At 62.2% G+C, this 20138-nt stretch carries 18 protein-coding genes and 1 pseudogene; 4 read left to right on the top strand and 15 right to left on the bottom strand.

The window, feature by feature from the left end:
- Positions 1 to 21: 21 nt before the first annotated feature.
- Entirely contained in the window at positions 22 to 2022 is a 2001-nt protein-coding gene (locus NKJ18_RS22590; RefSeq protein WP_352759723.1) for a hypothetical protein, read from the bottom strand.
- Entirely contained in the window at positions 2019 to 3572 is a 1554-nt protein-coding gene (locus tag NKJ18_RS22585) for a bifunctional ADP-dependent NAD(P)H-hydrate dehydratase/NAD(P)H-hydrate epimerase (protein ID WP_023745021.1), read from the bottom strand. Before NKJ18_RS22585 ends, NKJ18_RS22590 begins: the two co-directional genes overlap by 4 nt.
- A 385-nt stretch (positions 3573 to 3957) precedes the next feature.
- Here NKJ18_RS22585 and NKJ18_RS22580 point away from each other — a divergent pair, with 385 nt between their 5' ends.
- Together NKJ18_RS22580 and glnA are read left to right on the top strand one after the other, a co-directional pair.
- Entirely contained in the window at positions 3958 to 4296 is a 339-nt protein-coding gene (locus NKJ18_RS22580) for a P-II family nitrogen regulator (RefSeq protein WP_006205430.1), read from the top strand.
- Between the two features lie 58 nt (positions 4297 to 4354).
- Complete coding sequence (glnA, locus tag NKJ18_RS22575; RefSeq protein ID WP_023672775.1) at positions 4355 to 5764, top strand: type I glutamate--ammonia ligase; 1410 nt, start codon at positions 4355 to 4357, stop codon at positions 5762 to 5764.
- A gap of 136 nt (positions 5765 to 5900) precedes the next feature.
- On the opposite strand, the gene NKJ18_RS22570 is transcribed toward glnA, so the two are convergent.
- Positions 5901 to 6941 carry a glutamine synthetase beta-grasp domain-containing protein gene (locus NKJ18_RS22570; protein ID WP_023688423.1) on the bottom strand — a complete coding sequence of 347 codons (1041 nt, stop codon included), beginning with the start codon at positions 6939 to 6941 and terminating at the stop codon, positions 5901 to 5903.
- 316 nt (positions 6942 to 7257) lie between these two features.
- On the opposite strand from NKJ18_RS22570, the gene NKJ18_RS22565 reads away from it, so the two are divergent.
- Entirely contained in the window at positions 7258 to 7455 is a 198-nt protein-coding gene (locus tag NKJ18_RS22565) for a DUF2735 domain-containing protein (protein ID WP_023688422.1), read from the top strand.
- A gap of 93 nt (positions 7456 to 7548) precedes the next feature.
- Here NKJ18_RS22565 and NKJ18_RS22560 read toward each other — a convergent pair whose 3' ends face one another.
- The 8 genes and pseudogenes from NKJ18_RS22560 to NKJ18_RS22525 form a co-directional block, all read right to left on the bottom strand.
- Positions 7549 to 9435 (bottom strand): MFS transporter, encoded by a 1887-nt coding sequence (locus NKJ18_RS22560; protein WP_023682590.1) that lies wholly within the window; start codon positions 9433 to 9435, stop codon positions 7549 to 7551.
- Between the two features lie 181 nt (positions 9436 to 9616).
- Positions 9617 to 10408 (bottom strand): ATP12 family chaperone protein, encoded by a 792-nt coding sequence (locus NKJ18_RS22555; RefSeq protein WP_023688421.1) that lies wholly within the window; start codon positions 10406 to 10408, stop codon positions 9617 to 9619.
- Between the two features lie 11 nt (positions 10409 to 10419).
- Positions 10420 to 11274, bottom strand: a pseudogene (locus NKJ18_RS22550) (DMT family transporter).
- Between the two features lie 62 nt (positions 11275 to 11336).
- On the bottom strand, positions 11337 to 12317 hold the full coding sequence (locus NKJ18_RS22545) for an RluA family pseudouridine synthase (RefSeq protein ID WP_023672769.1): 981 nt from the start codon (positions 12315 to 12317) through the stop codon (positions 11337 to 11339).
- Positions 12318 to 12450: 133 nt separating this feature from the next.
- A complete protein-coding gene (gene crcB / locus NKJ18_RS22540) occupies positions 12451 to 12825 on the bottom strand; it encodes a fluoride efflux transporter CrcB (RefSeq protein ID WP_023688419.1) in 375 nt (124 codons plus the stop codon).
- A 24-nt stretch (positions 12826 to 12849) separates the two neighbouring features.
- On the bottom strand, positions 12850 to 13680 hold the full coding sequence (locus NKJ18_RS22535; protein WP_023682594.1) for an aspartyl/asparaginyl beta-hydroxylase domain-containing protein: 831 nt from the start codon (positions 13678 to 13680) through the stop codon (positions 12850 to 12852).
- A gap of 182 nt (positions 13681 to 13862) precedes the next feature.
- On the bottom strand, positions 13863 to 15173 hold the full coding sequence (locus NKJ18_RS22530; protein WP_352759720.1) for a replication-associated recombination protein A: 1311 nt from the start codon (positions 15171 to 15173) through the stop codon (positions 13863 to 13865).
- A 47-nt stretch (positions 15174 to 15220) separates the two neighbouring features.
- Positions 15221 to 16714: a DegQ family serine endoprotease gene (locus NKJ18_RS22525; RefSeq protein WP_023736687.1), complete on the bottom strand. Its 1494-nt coding sequence runs from the start codon at positions 16712 to 16714 to the stop codon at positions 15221 to 15223.
- Positions 16715 to 16848: 134 nt separating this feature from the next.
- Here NKJ18_RS22525 and NKJ18_RS22520 point away from each other — a divergent pair, with 134 nt between their 5' ends.
- Entirely contained in the window at positions 16849 to 17475 is a 627-nt protein-coding gene (locus NKJ18_RS22520) for a hypothetical protein (protein ID WP_155922398.1), read from the top strand.
- An 82-nt stretch (positions 17476 to 17557) separates the two neighbouring features.
- On the opposite strand, the gene rplQ is transcribed toward NKJ18_RS22520, so the two are convergent.
- The 4 genes from rplQ to rpsM form a co-directional block, all read right to left on the bottom strand.
- Complete coding sequence (gene rplQ, locus NKJ18_RS22515) at positions 17558 to 17989, bottom strand: 50S ribosomal protein L17 (protein ID WP_023736689.1); 432 nt, start codon at positions 17987 to 17989, stop codon at positions 17558 to 17560.
- Between the two features lie 105 nt (positions 17990 to 18094).
- On the bottom strand, positions 18095 to 19105 hold the full coding sequence (locus NKJ18_RS22510; protein ID WP_023682599.1) for a DNA-directed RNA polymerase subunit alpha: 1011 nt from the start codon (positions 19103 to 19105) through the stop codon (positions 18095 to 18097).
- Positions 19106 to 19207: 102 nt separating this feature from the next.
- The gene (gene rpsK / locus NKJ18_RS22505; protein ID WP_006205444.1) at positions 19208 to 19597 is read right to left on the bottom strand and encodes a 30S ribosomal protein S11; all 390 of its coding nucleotides are present in this window, start codon (positions 19595 to 19597) and stop codon (positions 19208 to 19210) included.
- A gap of 127 nt (positions 19598 to 19724) precedes the next feature.
- The gene (gene rpsM, locus NKJ18_RS22500; protein WP_006205445.1) at positions 19725 to 20093 is read right to left on the bottom strand and encodes a 30S ribosomal protein S13; all 369 of its coding nucleotides are present in this window, start codon (positions 20091 to 20093) and stop codon (positions 19725 to 19727) included.
- Positions 20094 to 20138: the final 45 nt, after the last annotated feature.

Raw genomic sequence — 20138 nt, 5'->3', positions numbered from 1 at the left:
GTGGTCGCCCAACTCGCAGGCTCACTCCTCTTCCGCCGCCCCGAACCCCGCATCCCTGGGGGCGCTGGTCGCGCTCGCCCAAGGCGTTGCGTGGTTGTCGATGCGCATCTGGAAGATGAAATAGGTCGGTGAGCAATAACCAATGCCTTTCACCTTGGCGGCGCCCGGCGTGTCCGGCGGCAGCGACTGGCACATGTAATCCTCGCGGCAGAAATGATCGGCCGAACATGCGGGACGGTTGCCGCGGTTGACCGCGCCGCCGAGGCACTGGTCGAAATTGTTGGTGGCGACGCAGGTGTCGAATTTCTTGCCGCCGACCATGCCGCAAATTTCCGATGGCATCGGCTTGCCCGTCTTGAAGGCGGCGAAGCTGCGGTCCTTGTCGTCGCAGGCGCGATAAGCGATGCCTGCCGGTACGCCGATTTTCGGTGGCCGGCAGGTGTAGGCGGTCCGCGAAAAGGTCGGCGCAAAAGCAGCGAACTGGCCGGTGATCTTGTAGCGGTCGTTGAACGGCTGAGACGGGTTGCTGGCGATCGACCCGGTCAGGCAGGGATGGCCCGAAAACATCTTTGGGCTGTCCTTGGGCAACAGACATTGCGCCAGCGTGGTGCGCACGCCTGAGGCCGTCGCCAGCGGCGTGCAGACGGTGCCGCCACCGCATTGCCAGGTCGCGCCGAAGCGTCTTGCATCATCCGGCATCAGGCACGGCATCGCCATCTCGGCCGGGGCGTAGTCGACATCGCCGGCATCGGTCCATGTCGCCGGCGGCGCGAAGGACAGCGGCCGGTAGCGGTTCGGCTCCTTGCCTTCTTCCGTCGCGCGCAGCCAGGCCTCACGTCGCGCAATCTCGGCATGGAGATGCGGCGAGATGCCGACCTCGATCCGGTTGAGAGGCGACGTCGTTTTGTCGTCGAGGCCGATGAAGTGAAAGCCGGCCGTCGAGCCTGCCTGGTGGCAGCCCTGGCAGGCGCCATTGTCCAGCCGCTCGACCAGCGCCTCCGGTGTCCGCACCAGCTTTAGCGCCGCATAGTCCAAGCCGGCGAAATCCGCTGGCTGGAACAGCGGCGTGAACGGATGGTTGGCCCGTCTCGCGCTGCCGAAGGTCGACCACGAGATGATTTTCTTCGCCAGGAATTCGTCGGGGATTTCGTAGACGCCGAGATCGACCGCCGCGACATTGGCGCTGACGTAGTCGGCGAGCCCTTTCTTGAGTGCAGCATCGTCGGAGAGCCGCGCGACGTCTGGCGTATTCTCCAGCGGATTCTCGCTGACGGTAGCGCCATCGATGCCGAAGATCCGCATCAGATAGGCCGCCTGCCCGCCGAACTCGGTCTCCTGGCCCGAGGGAAAGCGCACCACTTGCGCGTTGAGTTCGAGCTGTTTGAAAGTCAGTTCCTCCGGTGCCAGCGGCCCGCCGACCAGCCAGCCGGCATCGACGTTTTCGTCGATCTGCGGTGTCCAGCGCCCGGCAACGCCGACGCAGCCGCCATCGGCATCCGGCGCCACGCTGTAGACGGCGTTGAAATTGAATGGCAGCCGCGATGCCAGAACCTTGCCGTTCTTGCGGAAACTGTAGGCCAGGCGATAGACAAAGCGCACCTCGCCACAGCTCTTGTCACCTTGCAGCGCGGTGAAGTCACGCCGGTCCAGCCGGTTGACGACGCCGACCAGGCGGAAGCGCGCGGCCTCGGTCTTCAGCCAGCGCATATCCATGATGCGGCCGACATTGCCGTCGGTCACCTCGTAGAGCGTGCGCCCGCCGGCCTTTATCTCGGCCCGCAGCGTGGCAATATCGGCCGCCACCATGTCGACAACAGCACGATAGGCCGGCACCTCACTGTAGAGCGTCTTCAGATCGTCCGCGCCGTCGACGGCGAAAATGCCGGCGAAGCCAAACCCCTTGGCATCGAGGGCGGCGAGCACCGCCGGATCGTCGACGATGGTCACCGGCTGCTCAGCGCGCACGCCATGCGAGGCGAACAGCGCGATGATGGCTGCAATGGCGAGCGCGAAACGCTTCATCCGATCGGCACCTTCTGCCGCGCCTCGACAAGTTCACGCAGCACCGGCACCAGCGCCAGCGGCAGATCCTCGGCGATCAGACCCGGTCCGAAGCGGCTGCCGGCCTCGGCATGAATCCAGACCGCTGCGCAGGCGGCCTCGAATGCCTGCATGCCCTGCGCCAGCAGCGCGGCGACAATGCCCGCCAGCACGTCGCCGGAACCGGCGGTGGCGAGCCATGGTGCACCATTGGCGTTGATCACCGCGCGGCCGTCCGGCGCCGCGATGACGGTGTCGGCGCCCTTGTAGACCATGATGGCGTTGGCTCGTTCAGCGGCTGCGCGCGCCTTGGCGAGTTTCGACTGCTTCTTGTCCTTCGCGATGTCGGGAAAAAGTCTGGCGAATTCGCCTTCATGCGGCGTCAGCACCAAAACCGGCGCCAACGGGAGCAGCGCGGCGTCGAACAGGGCCTGAGGCTGATGCGCCAATGACGTGATGGCGTCAGCATCCAAGACAATGGCAGGGCGCTGAATTCCGAATGAACTCGTCGACGTGCGGTTTAGGTCAGCGACCGTCGCGATCAATTGCAACGCGAAATCCCCCACCTTGGGTTTCGGCCCGAGCCCTGGTCCGAACACAAGTACTTCGGGGTGCCTCGCCGACAAAAATTCCTGCACTTCCTCCATCGAACCGGCCTCGCGCAGCATGATCGATGTCAGATGCGCGGCGTTTACCTGCATGGCATTTTCAGGCGAGAGCACGGTCACCGCCCCTGCCCCGGCTCTGGCTGCAGCCATCGCCGACAGCCGCGCCGCACCTGTCGCGCTCGGCCCGCCGGAAAAGACGCTGACGTGGCCGCGCTTATACTTATGTGTATCGACCGCCGTTTTCGGAAAACTGTATAGCCAGAAGTCAGGCGTGTTCTCGAACGTCTTGATCTTGAACTCATCGACGATCGCATCCGGAATGCCGATATCGGCGACGATGATCTCGCCGCAGAGGCTGCGCCCCGGCATCAGCAGATGGCCGGGCTTTTTCCGCACGAACGTCACCGTCACGTCGGCCTTGAAATAAGCGTTGCTCAAGCCGGTCTCGCCCGACACGCCAGAAGGCAGGTCGATTGACACCACAGGCACGCGCTCCGCCGCGGCCAATCCTGAGACGGCAGAGGCATGCAGGGATATCTTCTTCGACAATCCCGCACCATAGAGCGCGTCCACGACGACTTCACCCGGTTCCGGGTAGCAGTGTCCGATGTGCTCGACCGGCAGATTGCAGGCCTCGGAAGCTCGCGCCGCATCACTCCCGGGCTTCTGCTTGCCTTCGGCCCAGAGCGCCACATTCACACCAGCCTCGGCCAGCAACCGCGCTACAACATAGCCGTCGCCACCATTGTTGCCGGGGCCGCACAGCACGTGCACGCGGCTTGCTGCGGGATAGCGTGCCAGGACCACAGCAGCGACCGCTTCGCCGGCGCGCTGCATCAGGCCATAGCCGTCGAGCGGACCGGCCGCGATCGCCAGCCGGTCGGCCTCGCCCATCTCGGCCGGCGACAGGACTTCATTGCTCATGGATTGCCGATCCCGCATTTCGTTCAAGGCCGACCCCTTTGTCCCTATCGAGCATTGTCCAGTTTCGGATTCGAAGCAAACGGCCAGGTGCTGCGTTGGCGTGCGGCCAATCCTTTCGCAGACTGGTGCCACGGATCCGCGCGGGCCTGCAAAATGCGCAATCTGCCTAATTATCGTGCAGACGCCCGAAGCGGCAATGTGTAGGCTTCGGGCAGCTTTGCCGCAGCCGAAGCAGAGGATGACGCGAATGTGCATCCCGGCGCGGCGCGGCATTGGAATTGCGCGAAACCGCTTCGCGTGGGCTGAAATTGGCACGGTTCGTGCTTGATGGAGGCGCAAGCGGGGCGCACAACCCGTTTTTTTGGCAGTGGAGGCCACTTTTTACATGAAAAAGATCGAAGCGATCATCAAGCCGTTCAAGCTAGACGAAGTGAAGGAAGCGCTTCAGGAGGCCGGTCTGCAAGGCATTACCGTCACCGAGGCCAAGGGCTTTGGCCGCCAGAAAGGCCATACCGAACTCTATCGCGGCGCCGAATATGTCGTCGACTTCCTGCCCAAGGTGAAGATCGAAGTCGTGCTGGGCGACGACGCCGTCGAAGGCGCCATCGAAGCCATCCGCAAGGCGGCGCAGACCGGCCGCATCGGCGACGGCAAGATCTTCGTCTCCAATATCGAGGAGGTCGTTCGCATCCGTACCGGCGAAACGGGGATGGACGCCGTCTGAGCTTTCTGATTTCAGATTAACGTCTCCTCGAAACGTCATCACACAGGGAAGAAACGACATGACGACAGCCAAAGACATCATGAAGCAGATCAAGGACAACGACGTGAAATTCGTCGACCTGCGCTTCACCGATCCGAAGGGCAAGCTGCAGCACGTCACGATGGATGTCATCGAGGTCGAGGAAGACATGTTCGCGGACGGCGTCATGTTCGACGGCTCCTCGATCGCCGGCTGGAAGGCGATCAACGAGTCCGACATGGTGCTGATGCCCGATGCGGACACCGTCCATATGGATCCGTTCTTCGCCCAGTCGACCATGGTCATCCTGTGCGACATTCTCGATCCGGTCTCCGGCGAATCCTACAACCGCGACCCGCGCGGCACCGCCAAGAAGGCCGAGGCCTACATGAAGGCCGAAGGCATCGGCGACACCATCTATGTCGGCCCCGAAGCCGAGTTCTTCGTCTTCGACGACGTCAAGTACAAGGCCGATCCCTACAACACCGGGTTCAAGCTGGACTCGACCGAACTGCCGTCCAACGACGACACCGACTACGAGACCGGCAATCTCGGCCACCGCCCGCGCGTCAAGGGCGGCTACTTCCCTGTGCCGCCGATCGACAGCGCGCAGGACATGCGCTCCGAAATGCTGACCGTGCTCGCCGAAATGGGCGTGCGCGTCGAAAAGCACCATCACGAGGTTGCCGCTGCCCAGCACGAGCTCGGCATCAAGTTCGACACGCTGGTCCGCAACGCCGACAAGATGCTGATCTACAAATATGTCGTGCACCAGGTCGCCAACGCCTATGGCAAGACGGCCACCTTCATGCCGAAGCCGATTTTCGGCGACAACGGCTCGGGCATGCACGTCCACCAGTCGATCTGGAAGAACGGCAAGCCGACCTTCGCCGGCAATGAATATGCCGGCCTGTCGGAGTCGTGCCTGTTCTACATCGGCGGCATCATCAAGCACGCCAAGGCGATCAACGCCTTCACCAACCCGCTGACCAACTCCTACAAGCGCCTTGTGCCTGGCTATGAAGCCCCGGTGCTGCTCGCCTACTCCGCGCGCAACCGTTCGGCCTCCTGCCGCATTCCGTTCGGCTCGTCCCCGAAAGCCAAGCGCGTCGAGGTCCGCTTCCCCGATCCAGGCGCGAACCCCTACCTCGCTTTCGCCGCCATGCTGATGGCCGGCCTCGACGGCATCAAGAACAAGATCCACCCGGGACAGCCGATGGACAAGGATCTTTACGATCTGCCGCCGAAGGAACTGAAGAAGATTCCGACCGTCTGCGGTTCGCTGCGCGAAGCGCTGCAAAGCTTGGACAAGGACCGCGGCTTCCTGAAAGCCGGCGGCGTCTTCGACGACGACCAGATCGACAGCTACATCGAGCTCAAGATGGCCGAAGTGATGCGCTTCGAAATGACACCGCATCCGGTCGAATACGACATGTACTATTCGGTCTGAGCGATAAGCCTCAGCGACAAGGAAAAACCCCGGCGTCAGTTCAGACGCCGGGGTTTTTGTTTGACCAATAGCAGACCGTAGACGTGGTAGCAGCAGGCTACGGCGCAGCTTACGAAGCCTGCGCCGCTATAGATGCTTAGGCGGCCGCCGAGACCTGCGCGCTGGTCGAAACCTCCGCGATGGTCTTCAGGATCTGCGAAGCGATCTGGTAGGGGTCGCCTTGCGAATTCGGGCGGCGGTCTTCCAGGTAGCCCTTGTAGTCATTGTTGACGAAGGAATGCGGCACGCGGATCGAGGCGCCTCGGTCGGCGATGCCGTAGCTGAAGCGGTTCCACGGAGCGGTCTCATGCTTGCCGGTCAGGCGCTTGTCGTTGTCCGGGCCGTAGACGGCGATGTGGTCCATCAGGTTTTTGTCGAATTGAGCCATCAGCGCTTCAAAATAGGCCTTGCCGCCGACTTCGCGCATATAGGCGGTCGAGAAGTTGGCGTGCATGCCCGAGCCGTTCCAGTCGGTGTCGCCGAGCGGCTTGCAGTGATACTCGATGTCGATCTCGTACTTTTCGGTCAGGCGCTGCAAGAGATAGCGGGCCATCCACATCTGGTCGGCGGCCTTCTTGGAGCCTTTGCCGAAAATCTGGAATTCCCACTGGCCCTTGGCCACTTCGGCGTTGATGCCTTCATGGTTGATGCCTGCTGCGAGGCAAAGGTCGAGATGCTCCTCGACGATCTGGCGCGCGATCGGGCCGACATTCGAATAGCCGACGCCGGTGTAGTACGGGCCCTGCGGCGCCGGATAGCCGCTCTCGGGGAAGCCGAGCGGACGGCCGTCCTTGTAGAAGAAATACTCCTGCTCGAAGCCGAACCAGGCGCCTTCGTCGTCGAGGATGGTGGCGCGCTTGTTGGACACATGCGGCGTCACGCCATCTGGCATCATCACTTCGCACATCACCAGCACGCCATTGCTGCGGGCCGGATCCGGGAACACGGCGACCGGCTTCAGCACGCAGTCGGAGCTGTGGCCTTCGGCCTGCTGCGTCGAAGAACCGTCGAAGCCCCACAGCGGCAGCTGCTCGAGCGTCGGGAACTCGGCGAACTCCTTGACCTGGGTCTTGCCGCGAAGATTGGGGACCGGGGTGTAACCATCGAGCCAGATATACTCGAGCTTGTATTTCGTCATTCTAGAGCCTCTCGTTGCTTGATCACCGAACCTGGATGACGCCGGCGCGCCGAGCCATCCAGCAGCCCAGCTGCCGGTCGATAAAATGCAAATCGTGTGCCACTTCAGTTGGTCAGGGTGCGGCAAAAATGCCCTTTCATCCCGCCGGTGATGGCAAGCCGCCTAAGCAATGCGCCCGGATCAATCAAAGGCAGAATTTGCTTAAATAACAGGCAAATGCAGATCTTTCTTTAGGCATCTTGCCTAAAAGGATTGCAGGACCTACCTTGATGGAAAGATGAATCGAAGAGCCTCTCCAGAAGAAAGGAGACCGACCATGGAAATCACCTCAGCCCGTCCGTCGGCCAAAATCCTGATATTCCCGGCGGCATCGCGTGTAACTGCCTCAAATTTAGGCGTAAAGGCCAAGTTTGCGGCAGAGCTTGCTTCGCTGCGCGATCACCCGCTTGCCCATGGCGAGGCCTGGTATCATGAGGCCGCCATTGCGGAGGCCGAACAGCCTCGCAAGAGCTAGGCGTCTTCCGCGCTGATAGATCGAACAGGCCCACAAATCAAAAACCCGGCGCGATCGCTCGCGCCGGGTTTGTGTTTGATACAGAGCCGTCGGCTACTGCTTGGTATGCAGGTCGGTGCCGAGCGTATCCCTGACGAAGATCATGCCGATGATCAGCGTCACCGCCGCGATCACCACCGGATACCAAAGGCCGTAATAGATATCGCCCTTGTAGGCGCTGAACGCGAACACGATCGCGGGCAGCAGGCCGCCGAACCAGCCATTGCCGATGTGATAGGGCAGTGACATGCCGCTGTAGCGGATGCGGGTCGGGAACATCTCGACCAGGATTGCCGCGATCGGCCCGTAGACCATGGTCACGTAGAGGACCAGGATGAACAGGATGCCAATGACCTTGGCCCAGTTGACCTGTGCGGGGTCGGCAAACATCGCGAACGCGCCCGCTGCCGGAACGCTGTAGACGGTCACCTCGGTGGCGCCCGCGGCTTCGTCCTTGGTCAGCACCTTGTCCTTGATCGCCTGTTCGGTCGGGACCGCGGTCTTTTCGCCGGCGCGGATGGCTGCCGCGTCGAGCTTCAGTTCAGGATTGGCCGCGACAAAGGCGTCGAGCTTCTGGTCGGCAACCTTGGCGGCAGCACGCTTCAGCGGATAACCGCCCCCCTGAAGCGCGAGATTGATACCCTTCTTGAAGGCAGCGTCGCTGGCAGCCTTCTTGTCGCCCGCGGCCTTGGCATCATAAGACGCCACGGTTTCGCTGCCGATCATGACACTCGCCGGGGTCCCCGCCGCCGCCGTCGAGACGATGTCGTAAGGCACCGAGTTCTTGGCAAGGAAATCGGTCGCGATATCGCACGAACTGACCGGTACGCGCGTGCCGGTCGGATTGAACTGGAAGTTGCAGTCTCCCGGAGCCGCCGTCACCGTGGCGCGCGTGTTCTGCTGTGCGGTGGCGAGCGCCGGATTGGCGGCCCAGGTCAACGCCTTGAACAGCGGGAAGGTGGTGACGACCGCCAGCGCAAGGCCGGCCATGATGATCGGCTTGCGGCCGATCTTGTCGGACAGCCAGCCGAAGAAGACGAAGAAGCCCGTACCGAGTGCCAGCGCAATGGCAATCATGATGTTCACCGACTGCGCGTCGACCTTGAGCACATTGGCCAGGAAGAACAGTGCGTAGAACTGACCATTGTACCAGACCACGGCCTGACCGGCGGTGAGGCCGAACAGCGCCAGGATGGCGATCTTGGCGTTTTTCCACTGGCCGAAGGCTTCCGACAGCGGCGCCTTGGAACTCTTGCCCTCTTCCTTCATGCGCAGGAAGGTCGGCGATTCCGAAAGCGACAGCCGGATCCAGACCGAAATGCCGAGCAGGATGGCCGAGACCAGGAAAGGAATGCGCCATCCCCAGGCGTTGAAGGCGTCCTTGCTTACAGAATTCTGCACCAGCAGGATGACAATCAGCGACAGGAACAGGCCGAGCGTCGCCGTCGTCTGGATCCATGACGTGTAGAAGCCGCGACGGTCATCCGGCGCATGTTCCGCGACATAGGTCGCGGCGCCGCCGTACTCACCGCCAAGCGCCAGGCCCTGCAGCATGCGCAGCGCGATCAACAGGATCGGCGCCAGAATGCCCAGTGTCTCTGAGCCCGGAAGCAGGCCGACAAGGAAAGTCGACAGACCCATGATCATGATGGTGACAAGGAATGTGTATTTGCGGCCGACGAGATCGCCGATGCGGCCGAACACCAGCGCGCCGAACGGGCGCACGATGAAGCCGGCGGCGAAGACCAGCAGCGTGAAGATGTAGCGGGTGCTTTCGGGAAACGAGTTGAAGAAGGTCAAGCCGATCGCGCCGGCCAACGCTCCGTAGAGATAGAAATCATACCATTCGAAAACCGCGCCCAGCGAGGAGGCGAAGATGACCTTCTTCTCCTCTCGTGTCATGCCGCGGCTGGCTCCGCCGGCGGTCGATGCCAATGCCATTGAACTGTCCTCCCGTGAAATCCCGTCTGTCCTCGAGGCTGGGCGTCATCGTCGGCGTTCCCTCTGAACGCGACTCGAACCAGCCATCGGCGTAAAAAATGACAGAAAGCGACCGCCGGAGGCAGACAGACCTTGGATTTATGACTTTGGTATTAGGTGCAGTGCGGCAAAAGGCCGAGGATCAGGTCTTCAGCGCGTCGAGCAGGCCGACGGCCGCCATCATGTCGCGTTTGCGGGCCGAGCGGCGTGCGACAGCCTCGGCGTCCTGGCCCCAGTGCTCGACCTGCCAGTCCTCGTCGACATGGCCGGCGGCCCAGGCCGCGTCGCCGTCGAGCGCGCCGTAATCGACCGCCAGCGCCAGCAGCGCCGACCCGGTCAGCGAAGTCATGACATGGATTGCAGCCAGCCGCAGCGGCTCGGCACGCTGGGCAAGATGGGCGCCGAGGACGGCGAGGCTTTCGCGCGGCTGCTCGACATGGATGATGCCCTCGGCGAGGTTGAACCGAGCCCCTAATGTCGCCCTCGCCCAGTCGATCACCGGATCCCAATGCTGGTTCTGCCGCTCGACCAGCCCCTGCGGCGCGTCGGCGCGGTAGCAGGTCAGATCGGACGAGGCGAAGCGCAAGACGTCCTCCAGCACCGCCTGCGGGTCGCTGGCGACGCCGTCGATGGCGGTGTTGACCAGACGCAGCACCGGCATCGTGACCGGGTCGATGGTCTCGCCCTGTGCAGCGAACTCATTGGCGACCAGGGCGGCGGCCTTTTCGGTCGGCAGCGCCAGCAGCGCCTTGCCCGGCGTGCGCACCGGCTTGCCATCGAGGTGGACGACAAAACCGTCCTCCACAGCTACGACCGACACGTCCTTGTAGAAGCGCTTCGGCAGGTGCGTCTTCATCTGGATCTGGGCGCGGCGGACCGGATCCGGATCGGACAGATGCTTTCCCGCTTCGAGGTCGTTGAGGATGTCACGCATGGTCGAACTTTCTATCCAGGTACCTGCTTGCGCGCCGGCCGGTTGACGATGATCAGGCCGACTGCGATCAGCCCAAGCGCCACAAAGATCCTGATCGTTGGCGCCTCGCCAAGAATGATAGCGCCGCAGAGGACGCCGAACACCGGCGACAGGAAGGCGAAGCTCGACAGGCCCGATGCCGGATAGCGCCTGAGCAGCCAGAATCACAGCACATAGGTGAAGGCAACTATATAGAGCGACTGGAACAGCAGCGCCAATGTCGGCAAGGCACTGACCGCGCGGATCGGCGGGCCGGCGAAAGGCAGAACCAGGACACCGACAATGGCCGCACCGGCCAGCTGATAAAGCAGCAATTTCTCGGCACTGGTCTCGACCAGTTTCGAACGCTTGATGACGATGCTGGTCGCCGCCCACAGGATACCGGAGCCGAGGCTGAGCAGATCGCCCATCAAGGTCATCTCGGTGCCGCCGGCAATCCCGTCGGAAAACACCGCCACCAGGCCGCAGAAGGCGAGAACGAGCCCGCCAAGCTTGCGCGCGTTGATACGCTCACCGAGCAGGAAATGGCCGCCGATCAGGACCCAGAACGGCATGGTGTTGACCAGCAGCGTGTTGCGGGCAACGGTCGTGTATTCCAGCCCGATATAGAGGCACAGGAACTCGACGCCGAACAGCACGCCGACGATGCCGGCGACAAGCGACCCGTCGGCCTTAAACAGCCTGATGCCGCGCAGCCAGCACCAGCCGAGCACACAGAGCCCGCCGATGATCGAACGTGCGATCGAGACGAAAACCGGATCGAAGCCGGCATAGGAGATCTTGGCGGCGACATAGTTCAGCCCCCAGGAAAAGGTCAGCCCGACCATGATGGAAGCAGCCGCCAGATCGACCGCATCGCGGCGATCCAATGCCGAGGCAACGGCCAATGTCAGTCCTCCGCGCTGGCGTCGTCGAAGCCGATCAGGTTCCAGCTCTGGCGCATATGCGGCGGCATCGGCGCGGTGACGTCGATGACGCCCTTGTCCGGGTGCGGAATGACGATGCGGCGCGCATGCAGATGCAGGCGGTTCTGAATGCCGCCCGGAAAGTCCCAGTTGGTGTCGGCCTCGAAATATTTGGGGTCGCCAAGGATCGGGCAGCCGATATAGGCGGCATGAACGCGCAGCTGGTGGGTGCGGCCAGTGTACGGCTCCATTTCCAGCCAGGTCATCGTCTGAGCCGCCTGCTCGATGATGCGGTAGTAGGACACGGCGTGGTCGGCGCCCTTTTCGCCATGGGCTGCCACGCGCACGCGGTCGCCGTCCTCGGTCGGTTCCTTGATCAGCCAGGTCGAGATCTTGTCCTCACGCTTGGGCGGGACGCCCTTGACCAGCGCCCAATAGGTCTTCTTGGTCTCGCGCGCCCGGAATGACTCGGAAAGCTTCATCGCCGCAAGCCTGGTGCGGGCAACCACCAACACGCCCGACGTGTCGCGGTCGAGCCGGTGCACCAGGCGCGGCTTCTCGCCCTTCTGGCTGCGCCAGGCCTCCAGCATGTCGTCGACATTGCGGGTGACGCCCGAGCCGCCTTGCACCGCCAGGCCCGCCGGCTTGTTGAAGACGAAGACTTTTGGATCTTCGTGGATCAGCATCTTGGCCAGCACATCGGCGTCGCCCTGGTTGCGGATCGAGTAACCCGTAAGCGCACTCTCGCCCTTCTTGTCGACCTCGAGCGGCGGCACACGCACCACCTGGCCGGGCTCGACACGGCTGTCGGCCTTGACCCGGCCGCCATCGACGCGGATCTGGCCCGAGCGCAGCAACTTCTGCAGATGGCCAAAGCCGAGACCGGGGAAATGGGTCTTGAACCAGCGATCGAGCCGCATGCCCGCCTCGCCGGCCTCCACCGTGATCTGTTCTACGCCTGCCATGATTTTCGCTTTATCCGTTTCTAGCGCGTGACCCCGAAAATCTACTCCGGCTTTCGGAAAGGATCATGCGCAAGATCAAAGTTTCTGCAGCGCGTCCAGAGGATGCGGCGTGCTCCAGGTCGGGGCAATAACACTATGAAACGGTTCTTGCGAGCCAAAGTCCCAGAAACAGGGCGATAATGGCGCCAACGACGCTGGCCAGCGCATATCCCAACGCCGGCAGCGTCGCTCCGCGCTCCCACAGGGTCGCGAAATCGAGCGAAAAGGCGGAGAAGGTGGTGAAGCCGCCAAGGATGCCGGTGGCGACGAACAGCCGGAGCTCATTGGAACCGCCGCGCCGCATCAGCGCGGCGATGAACAGCCCCATGGCAAAGGAGCCGACGATGTTGATCGCCATCGTCCCCCAGGGGTAGTTGGGGCCGACGAGGCGCAAGGCGCCGATGTTGGTAAGGTGGCGGATGCCGGCGCCGATGCCGCCGCCGACCACAACGAGAAGCAGATTGAACATGCCCAATCCCTTCAGGCCAACGCCTCAGGTCGTCTCGACCTTCTTTGCCTTGCTCGAGCCGATCATCTTCCAGTTCTTGTAGAACATGGAATTGATGCGCTCGACGGTGACCGAAACGATGGCCAGAAGTCCGGCGATGAAGCCGGGGAACGGCGACGGGCGGATGATGTCCATGAACACGCAGTAGCGGCGTCCGTCATACTCGTTGACCGAGCGGTGCAGCAGCGTGTCGTCGAAAATATAGAGTGGGTTGTCGTGCCAGTAATTCCTGGCGCCGTTGCATTCGACGAAAACCTCTGCCTTCACCGGCAAGAGATTGTAGAGGATGCGCAGGCTGAGCCGCAGCGGTCCGAAATGCCAGGAAGTCGATTCCTTGCCTCTGAAGACAGACACGGCAATGGTCTTGATGTATTTGAAATCCTTGTTGAATTCTGCGACATTGTCGATCCGGTGCTTGCCGTACCACTGATAGACATACATGCCGCGACGACCGGTGCCGAAATTGGCGTCGATATCGGCGATGATCTCGTCCTTGCGCGCCTTGAAGACGTCAAGAACCTCGTTGACCTCGCGCTGATAATCGGCAGGAAACTGCTCCAGCTTCCACACACCCGGGTTGCGGTAGCAAACGAGGTCCACCAGCAGATTGAAGGGCGACAGCAGCCAGGTGAAGATGCCATTGCCGAGGAAATAGCCGCGCAACAGCGACAGATCCTTGCTGGCGTTGCGCAGCACATCGATCAGGCCGCAGACGATCCAGATCGTGGTCAGGATCGGAATGAAATAGAAGCCGAGCGCGAGCAGCGGGACAGCAATCACAGCCTGGCGAAGCGTCTTGCGAAGGGATTTTGTCATTTCTGTTCGCGCGGCGCGCTGTCCCCGTTCCGAATTATCGCCCGTCCTGGCAGCCTCCCGGCCGAGTCATGCGACGTGATAGGGCTTTTTGTCATGCGGTACAATCACACTGCTGTGACTGGCGGGGACAGAATTTCAGTTCATCGCGGGCAGGCCGAGTTCGTCCCGTTTGTCCCGCGCGCCTATTTTTCCCGCTCGCTGCGCAGCTTTGCCCAATAGTCCAGCCGTTTCTTGATATCGCGCTCGAAGCCGCGTTCGGGCGGATCGTAAAAGATCTGCCGGCCCATCTTTTCGGGGAAATAGTCCTGGCCGGAAAAGGCATCGGGCTGGTCGTGATCGTAGCGGTAGCCGGCGCCGTAATCCCCCTCTTTCATCAGCTTGGTCGGCGCGTTGAGGATGTGCTTGGGCGGCAGCAGCGAACCGAACTCCTTCGCCGCCCGCGTGGCTGCCTTGAAGGCGGTATAGACGGCGTTGGATTTGGGCGCGGTGGCGAGATAGACGGTGGCCTCGGCGAAGGCCAGTTCGCCTTCGGGCGAGCCGAGGTAGTCGTATGCGTCCTTGGCGGCGTTGGCGATAACCAGCGCCTGCGGGTCGGCCAGCCCGATATCCTCCATCGCCATGCGCACCAGCCGGCGGCCGAGATAGAGCGGATCCTCGCCGGCGTCGAACATGCGGGCAAGATAATAAAGCGCCGCGTCCGGATCGGACCCGCGCACCGACTTGTGCAGCGCCGAGATCAGATTGTAGTGACCGTCCTGGCCCTTGTCATAGATCGGCGCGCGGCGCTGCACGATGCGCTGCAACCCTTCGGGATCAAAAACCTCGCCGGGTTTGGCGGCGCGCCAGACTTCCTCGGCCAGCGTCAGCGAGGCCCGGCCGTCGCCATCGCTCATGCGGATGAGCATCGCCCGCGCCTCGTCGTCGAGCGGCAGCGCCCTGCCCTCTGTCTCCTCCGCGCGCGTCATCAGCTTGGCGATGCTCTCCTCGCCCAGCGAGTGAAACACCAGCACCCGCGCTCGCGACAGAAGCGCGGCGTTCAGCTCGAACGATGGATTTTCGGTGGTGGCGCCGACCAGAACAACTGTTCCATCCTCCATGACCGGGAGGAAAGAGTCCTGCTGGGCACGGTTGAAGCGATGGATCTCGTCGACGAACAGCAGCGTCTGCCGGCCATTGGTTCGCCGCAGCTTCGCTGCCTCGAACACTTTCTTCAGGTCCGCGACGCCGGAAAACACCGCCGATATCTGCTCGAACGCAAGACTGGTCTCACCGGCCAACAGCCGTGCAACGGTTGTTTTGCCGGTTCCCGGCGGTCCCCAGAAAATCATCGAGCCGAGCGAACCCGAGTTGATCAGCCGCGTCAGCGCGCCGTCCGGCCCGGTCAAATGCTCCTGGCCGACGACCTCGCCAAGATTTTTCGGGCGCAGCCGATCGGCCAAAGGCCGGCCGGGCGGCGCTCTTTCCGGTTCATCGACGCTGAACAGATCGGCCATCTAGGTCTTCTGGTTGGAGCACGATCCTCAGAAATGGGAAGATCGCCTCAGTAACGCAACACCTGGCGCAGTATCTGCCCGCCGCGCTCGACGGTAAAGCGCCACCAGCGTGTATCCTGCTGGGCAAGCTGCGCCAGTGTCGCCGCCGTATCGACCGTCGTGCCGTTCACCTCGCGCACGATGTCGCCCGGCTGGAAGCCGAAATCGGCGGCCGGCGAATCGCGGTTGATGTCGACCACGGTGACCCCCTTTAGGTCGGTGCGCAGGCCGAGCCGCTGGGCGAGCCTGGGCGACAGTTCCGCGACCTTGGCGCCGGAGAACGGGCTGCGGCCATGCAGGGTCACTTCCGACGCCTTGGCGCCTTCCGGCGCGCGCTCCAGTGCGATCTCCATCGTCGCCTGCTGGCCCTTGCTCAGGATGGCGAAGGTCGCCTTGGTGCCGATCGACAGGGTCGCCATGCGGTAGTCCAGCGCCTCGATGCCTTCGACGGTCGTGCCATTGAGCTGCAGCACGACATCGCCGGGCTTCAGCCCTGCCTTGGCCGCCGGTCCGGCTTCCTCGACCGACGACACCAGCGCGCCGGTCGGCTTCTCCATGCCAAGCGATTCGGCGATCTGAGGTGTGACCGCTTCGAACTCGGCGCCTATATAGGGCCGCTCGAAGAAATCGAGCCCGGCCTTGGCCGCATCGGCGAAGGCACGCACCATGTTGGCCGGGATGGCAAAGCCGATGCCGATCGAGCCGCCGCTGCGGCTGTAGATGGCGGTGTTGATGCCGACCAGCTGGCCGCCCATGTTGATCAGCGCGCCGCCGGAATTGCCGGGATTGATGGCGGCGTCGGTCTGGATGAAATAGCCCGAATCCGAAACGCCGATATGGCTGCGGGCAAGCGCCGAAACGATGCCGCTGGTGGTCGTCTGGCCGACGCCGAACGGATTGCCGATGGCCAGCACCAGGTCGCCGACCTCGAGCGCGTCGGAATCGCCGATGGCGATCACCGGAAACGGCTTGTCGGAGGTGATCTTGAGCACGGCGAGGTCGAGCGTCTCGTCCTTGAGCATGACCTTCGAGGTGAATTCGCGCCCGTCGGCGGTCGCGACCTTGACCTCGTCGGCATCCTTGATCACGTGGAAATTGGTGACGACGACGCCGCTCGGGTCGACCAGCACACCCGAGCCGAGCGAGGATTGCGCGCGCGGCTGTGCGCGGCCGAAGAATTCCTCGAAGAAAGGATCGCCGTCGAAGGGCGACGTGACCTTGGCCGTCTGCGAAGCATAGACATTGACCACCGCCGGCGCCGTCTGCTTGACCAGGGGCGCAAACGACAGCTGTACCTCTTCGCGGCCGAACGGCACGCGCTTGTCGGGACCGGAGGTGCCGTTCTCGCCTTCGACGCCATGCAAGAGGTCGGTCAGCACATCGGAGAGCCCCGGATCGGCTGGCTTGGCGGCGTCCTCGGCCAGGGCGTCTTTCACGGCCGGTGCCGCGGCAAAGGCGGCCAGCGCGCAAAGGGCAACAAGAAACAGCCGTTTGAAGTGCATTCCGAATCCTCCAGGTCGGGCGCCATTGTCCCGACGATTGTGCAAAATGAAAGGCTAAGCCGCTGAAATCTGATTATTCTGGCCCGCAAAGCAGCTATAGGTCGGCTTGAAACTGAGAACCTTCGTCGACCTTCATGAAAAAACAACTCCTGTCATTCCGTGACTTTTTGAAGACCGGCACTTTTGGGCCCGTTTCCCCTTCTCTGAAAATGATCGACATCGCCGGTGTGCTGGGTCCGCCTGACGGCTGGGTCACGGAACCTGCAGGGACGATTCCGGTCTATTGGATTTTCGGAAAGCTCGAAATTTCCTTTGATGAAGAAGCACCTCATTGGATGAACTGGTTTCAGATCGAAGAAGCGGGCTATCTCGAAGGTGATTTTGAGGTTCTCACCGATCGCCTTGTGCTCTCATTGGATGGGTTCAGTGGAGAGACGAAGCCTTCGGAATTCCTGGCTGCCGGCCTTTGGGCTCCAGAAGAGGCAGCGGTTTTCTACGCCGCCTTGAGCGACGATATCTTGCTGAACATCTGCGCGGGTCCCATTCAGATTCATTTCCGAGTCGATACAGACTTCATCGAAGATGGGGACGCCCAAAAATACCTGGCCAATTCCACCGTGTCGCAAGTGGTCAGCGATATCGATTCCCGCGCCACCCTCGACAGTATCTATTCCTATCCCCAACCGGCGTTCGAAGAGATCCCCGGCGCCTTCAATTGGAATCTGCTTAGCGGTCGCGACTACCTGACGCTTGCTCGCTAAACGTAAGGCTCGCTAAACGTAGGACGCTGGTAACAAAAAGGGGCCCGAAGGCCCCTTTGAATTCATCCAGAAACCCCCAGCCTTATGCGGCCGCGGTTTCCTCATTGGTGCCTTCAGCTTCGAGGCGAGCGCGGTCGCCGGCGCCCTTGGCGTCGGTGTCGCGATCGACGAACTCGATGACTGCCATGGCGGCATTGTCGCCGTGGCGGAAGCCGGCCTTCATGATGCGCAGATAGCCGCCATTGCGGGTGGCGTAGCGCGGCGCGATGGTGTCGAACAGACGCTTGACGACGCCTTCATTGCCGATCTGGGCAATGACCTGGCGGCGCGCATGCAGGTCGCCGCGCTTGCCGAGCGTCACCAGCTTCTCGACGATCGGACGCAAATCCTTCGCCTTCGGCAGGGTGGTGACGATCTGTTCGTGTTCGAGCAGCGACACGGCGAGGTTGGCGAACATCGACTTGCGATGGCTAATGCTTCGGGCGAAGCGGCGGCCTTTAAAACCGTGGCGCATGGCTCTTTTCCTTCTTCAGTTGTTCAAGAGGCCGTGGCCTCTGATGGTTTTCCGCATGACCGTCGGATCGAGCGGCCCACGCCGCCGATCCTTGGAAATTCATGCTCAATATTGGTCTTCGTAACGCTTGGCGAGGTCTTCGATGTTTTCCGGCGGCCAGTCCGGCACTTCCATGCCGAGGTGCAGGCCCATCGCCGCGAGCACTTCCTTGATCTCGTTCAGCGACTTGCGGCCGAAGTTCGGGGTGCGCAGCATCTCGGCTTCGGTTTTCTGGATAAGATCGCCGATATAGACGATGTTGTCGTTCTTCAGGCAGTTGGCCGAACGCACCGAAAGCTCGAGTTCGTCCACCTTCTTGAGCAGCGCCGGGTTGAAGGCGAGCTCGGTGACGGCCTCGGTGGCGACTTCCTTCTGCGGCTCGTCGAAATTGACGAACAGGCCAAGCTGGTCCTGCAGGATGCGGGCAGCGAAAGCCACCGCGTCCTCCCCCGAGATCGAACCGTCGGTCTCGATAGTCATGGTCAGCTTGTCATAGTCGAGAACCTGGCCCTCGCGGGTGTTCTCGACCTTGTAGGAGACCTTCTTGACCGGCGAATACAGGCTGTCGACCGGGATCAGGCCGATCGGCGCGTCTTCGGCGCGGTTGCGGTCGGCCGGCACGTAACCCTTGCCGGTGTCGACGGTGAATTCCATGCGGATTTCAGCGCCCTCGTCCAGCGTGCAGATGACGTGGTCGGGGTTGAGGATCTCGACGTCGCCAACCGTCTGGATGTCGCCAGCCAGAACCGCACCCGGGCCCTGCTTGCGAACGACCATGCGCTTGGGACCATCGCCTTCCATGCGGATGGCGATTTCCTTGATGTTGAGGACGATGTCGGTCACGTCCTCACGCACGCCGGCAATCGACGAGAATTCATGCAGAACGCCGTCGATCTGCACGGCGGTGACAGCCGCACCGCGCAGCGAAGACAAAAGCACGCGGCGCAGCGCGTTGCCGAGCGTCAGGCCAAAGCCGCGTTCGAGCGGCTCGGCGACCAGCGTGGTCAGCGTCTTCTTCTTCGACGAGAACTCGATCTTGTTCGGCTTGATCAGTTCCTGCCAATTTTTCTGGATCATGATGCTTTCCTTCCGTTGACCCGCCACCATCCAATCGTGGCGGGCGACCTGGAGTGCCGTGGAGGAGCGCCTTGAGGCGCTCACGCGGCGTTCGGTAATGTCTTAGACGCGGCGCTTCTTGCGCGGGCGGCAGCCATTGTGCGGGATCGGCGTCACATCACGGATCGAGGTGATGGTGAAGCCGGCCGCCTGCAGGGCGCGAAGCGCCGATTCACGACCGGAGCCGGGTCCGCAGACCTCGACTTCGAGCATGCGCATGCCGTGTTCCTGGGCCTTCTTGGCGACGTCTTCGGCAGCCATCTGGGCGGCGAACGGGGTCGACTTGCGCGAACCCTTGAAGCCCTGGGCACCGGCCGACGACCAGGCAATGGAATTGCCCTGCGCGTCGGTGATGGTGATCATCGTGTTGTTGAAGGTCGAATTGACGTGGGCAACGCCCGACGAGATGTTCTTGCGTTCGCGACGGCGAACACGAGCGGCTTCCTTGGCCATGATAGTCCTTTCAGTTGATCTCTACACCGCCGTAATGCCAGCGGCTCCACCTTTGAAAGCGAGTAGTGAGCAGGGACCAGCGAATAGGGAACCCCTACTCGCTAATGGCTACTCGCTATTCGCTCACTTACTTCTTCTTGCCTGCAATCGACTTGGCCGGGCCCTTGCGGGTGCGTGCATTGGTGTGCGTGCGCTGGCCGCGAACCGGCAGCGAACGGCGGTGACGCAGACCGCGGTAGCAGCCGAGGTCCATGAGACGCTTGATGTTCATCGACACTTCGCGGCGCAGGTCGCCTTCGACCTGGTAGTCGCGGTCGATGGTCTCGCGGATCTGCAGCACTTCCGCGTCCGTCAGCTGGTTGACGCGGCGCTCGGCCGGGATGCCGACCTTGTCGACGATCTCCTGGGCGAACTTCTTGCCAATGCCGTGAATGTACTGAAGCGCAATGACGACGCGCTTGTTGGTCGGAATGTTGACGCCGGCTATACGAGCCATATTCTTCTCTTCTCCATGTGGGACCGGCCGGCCTTCAAAACAAGG

This window comes from Mesorhizobium sp. M0217 (genome assembly GCF_040321955.1).
In the GTDB taxonomy this organism is placed as follows: Bacteria; Pseudomonadota; Alphaproteobacteria; order Rhizobiales; family Rhizobiaceae; genus Mesorhizobium.
This window is presented reverse-complemented; position numbering and strand designations above follow the sequence as displayed.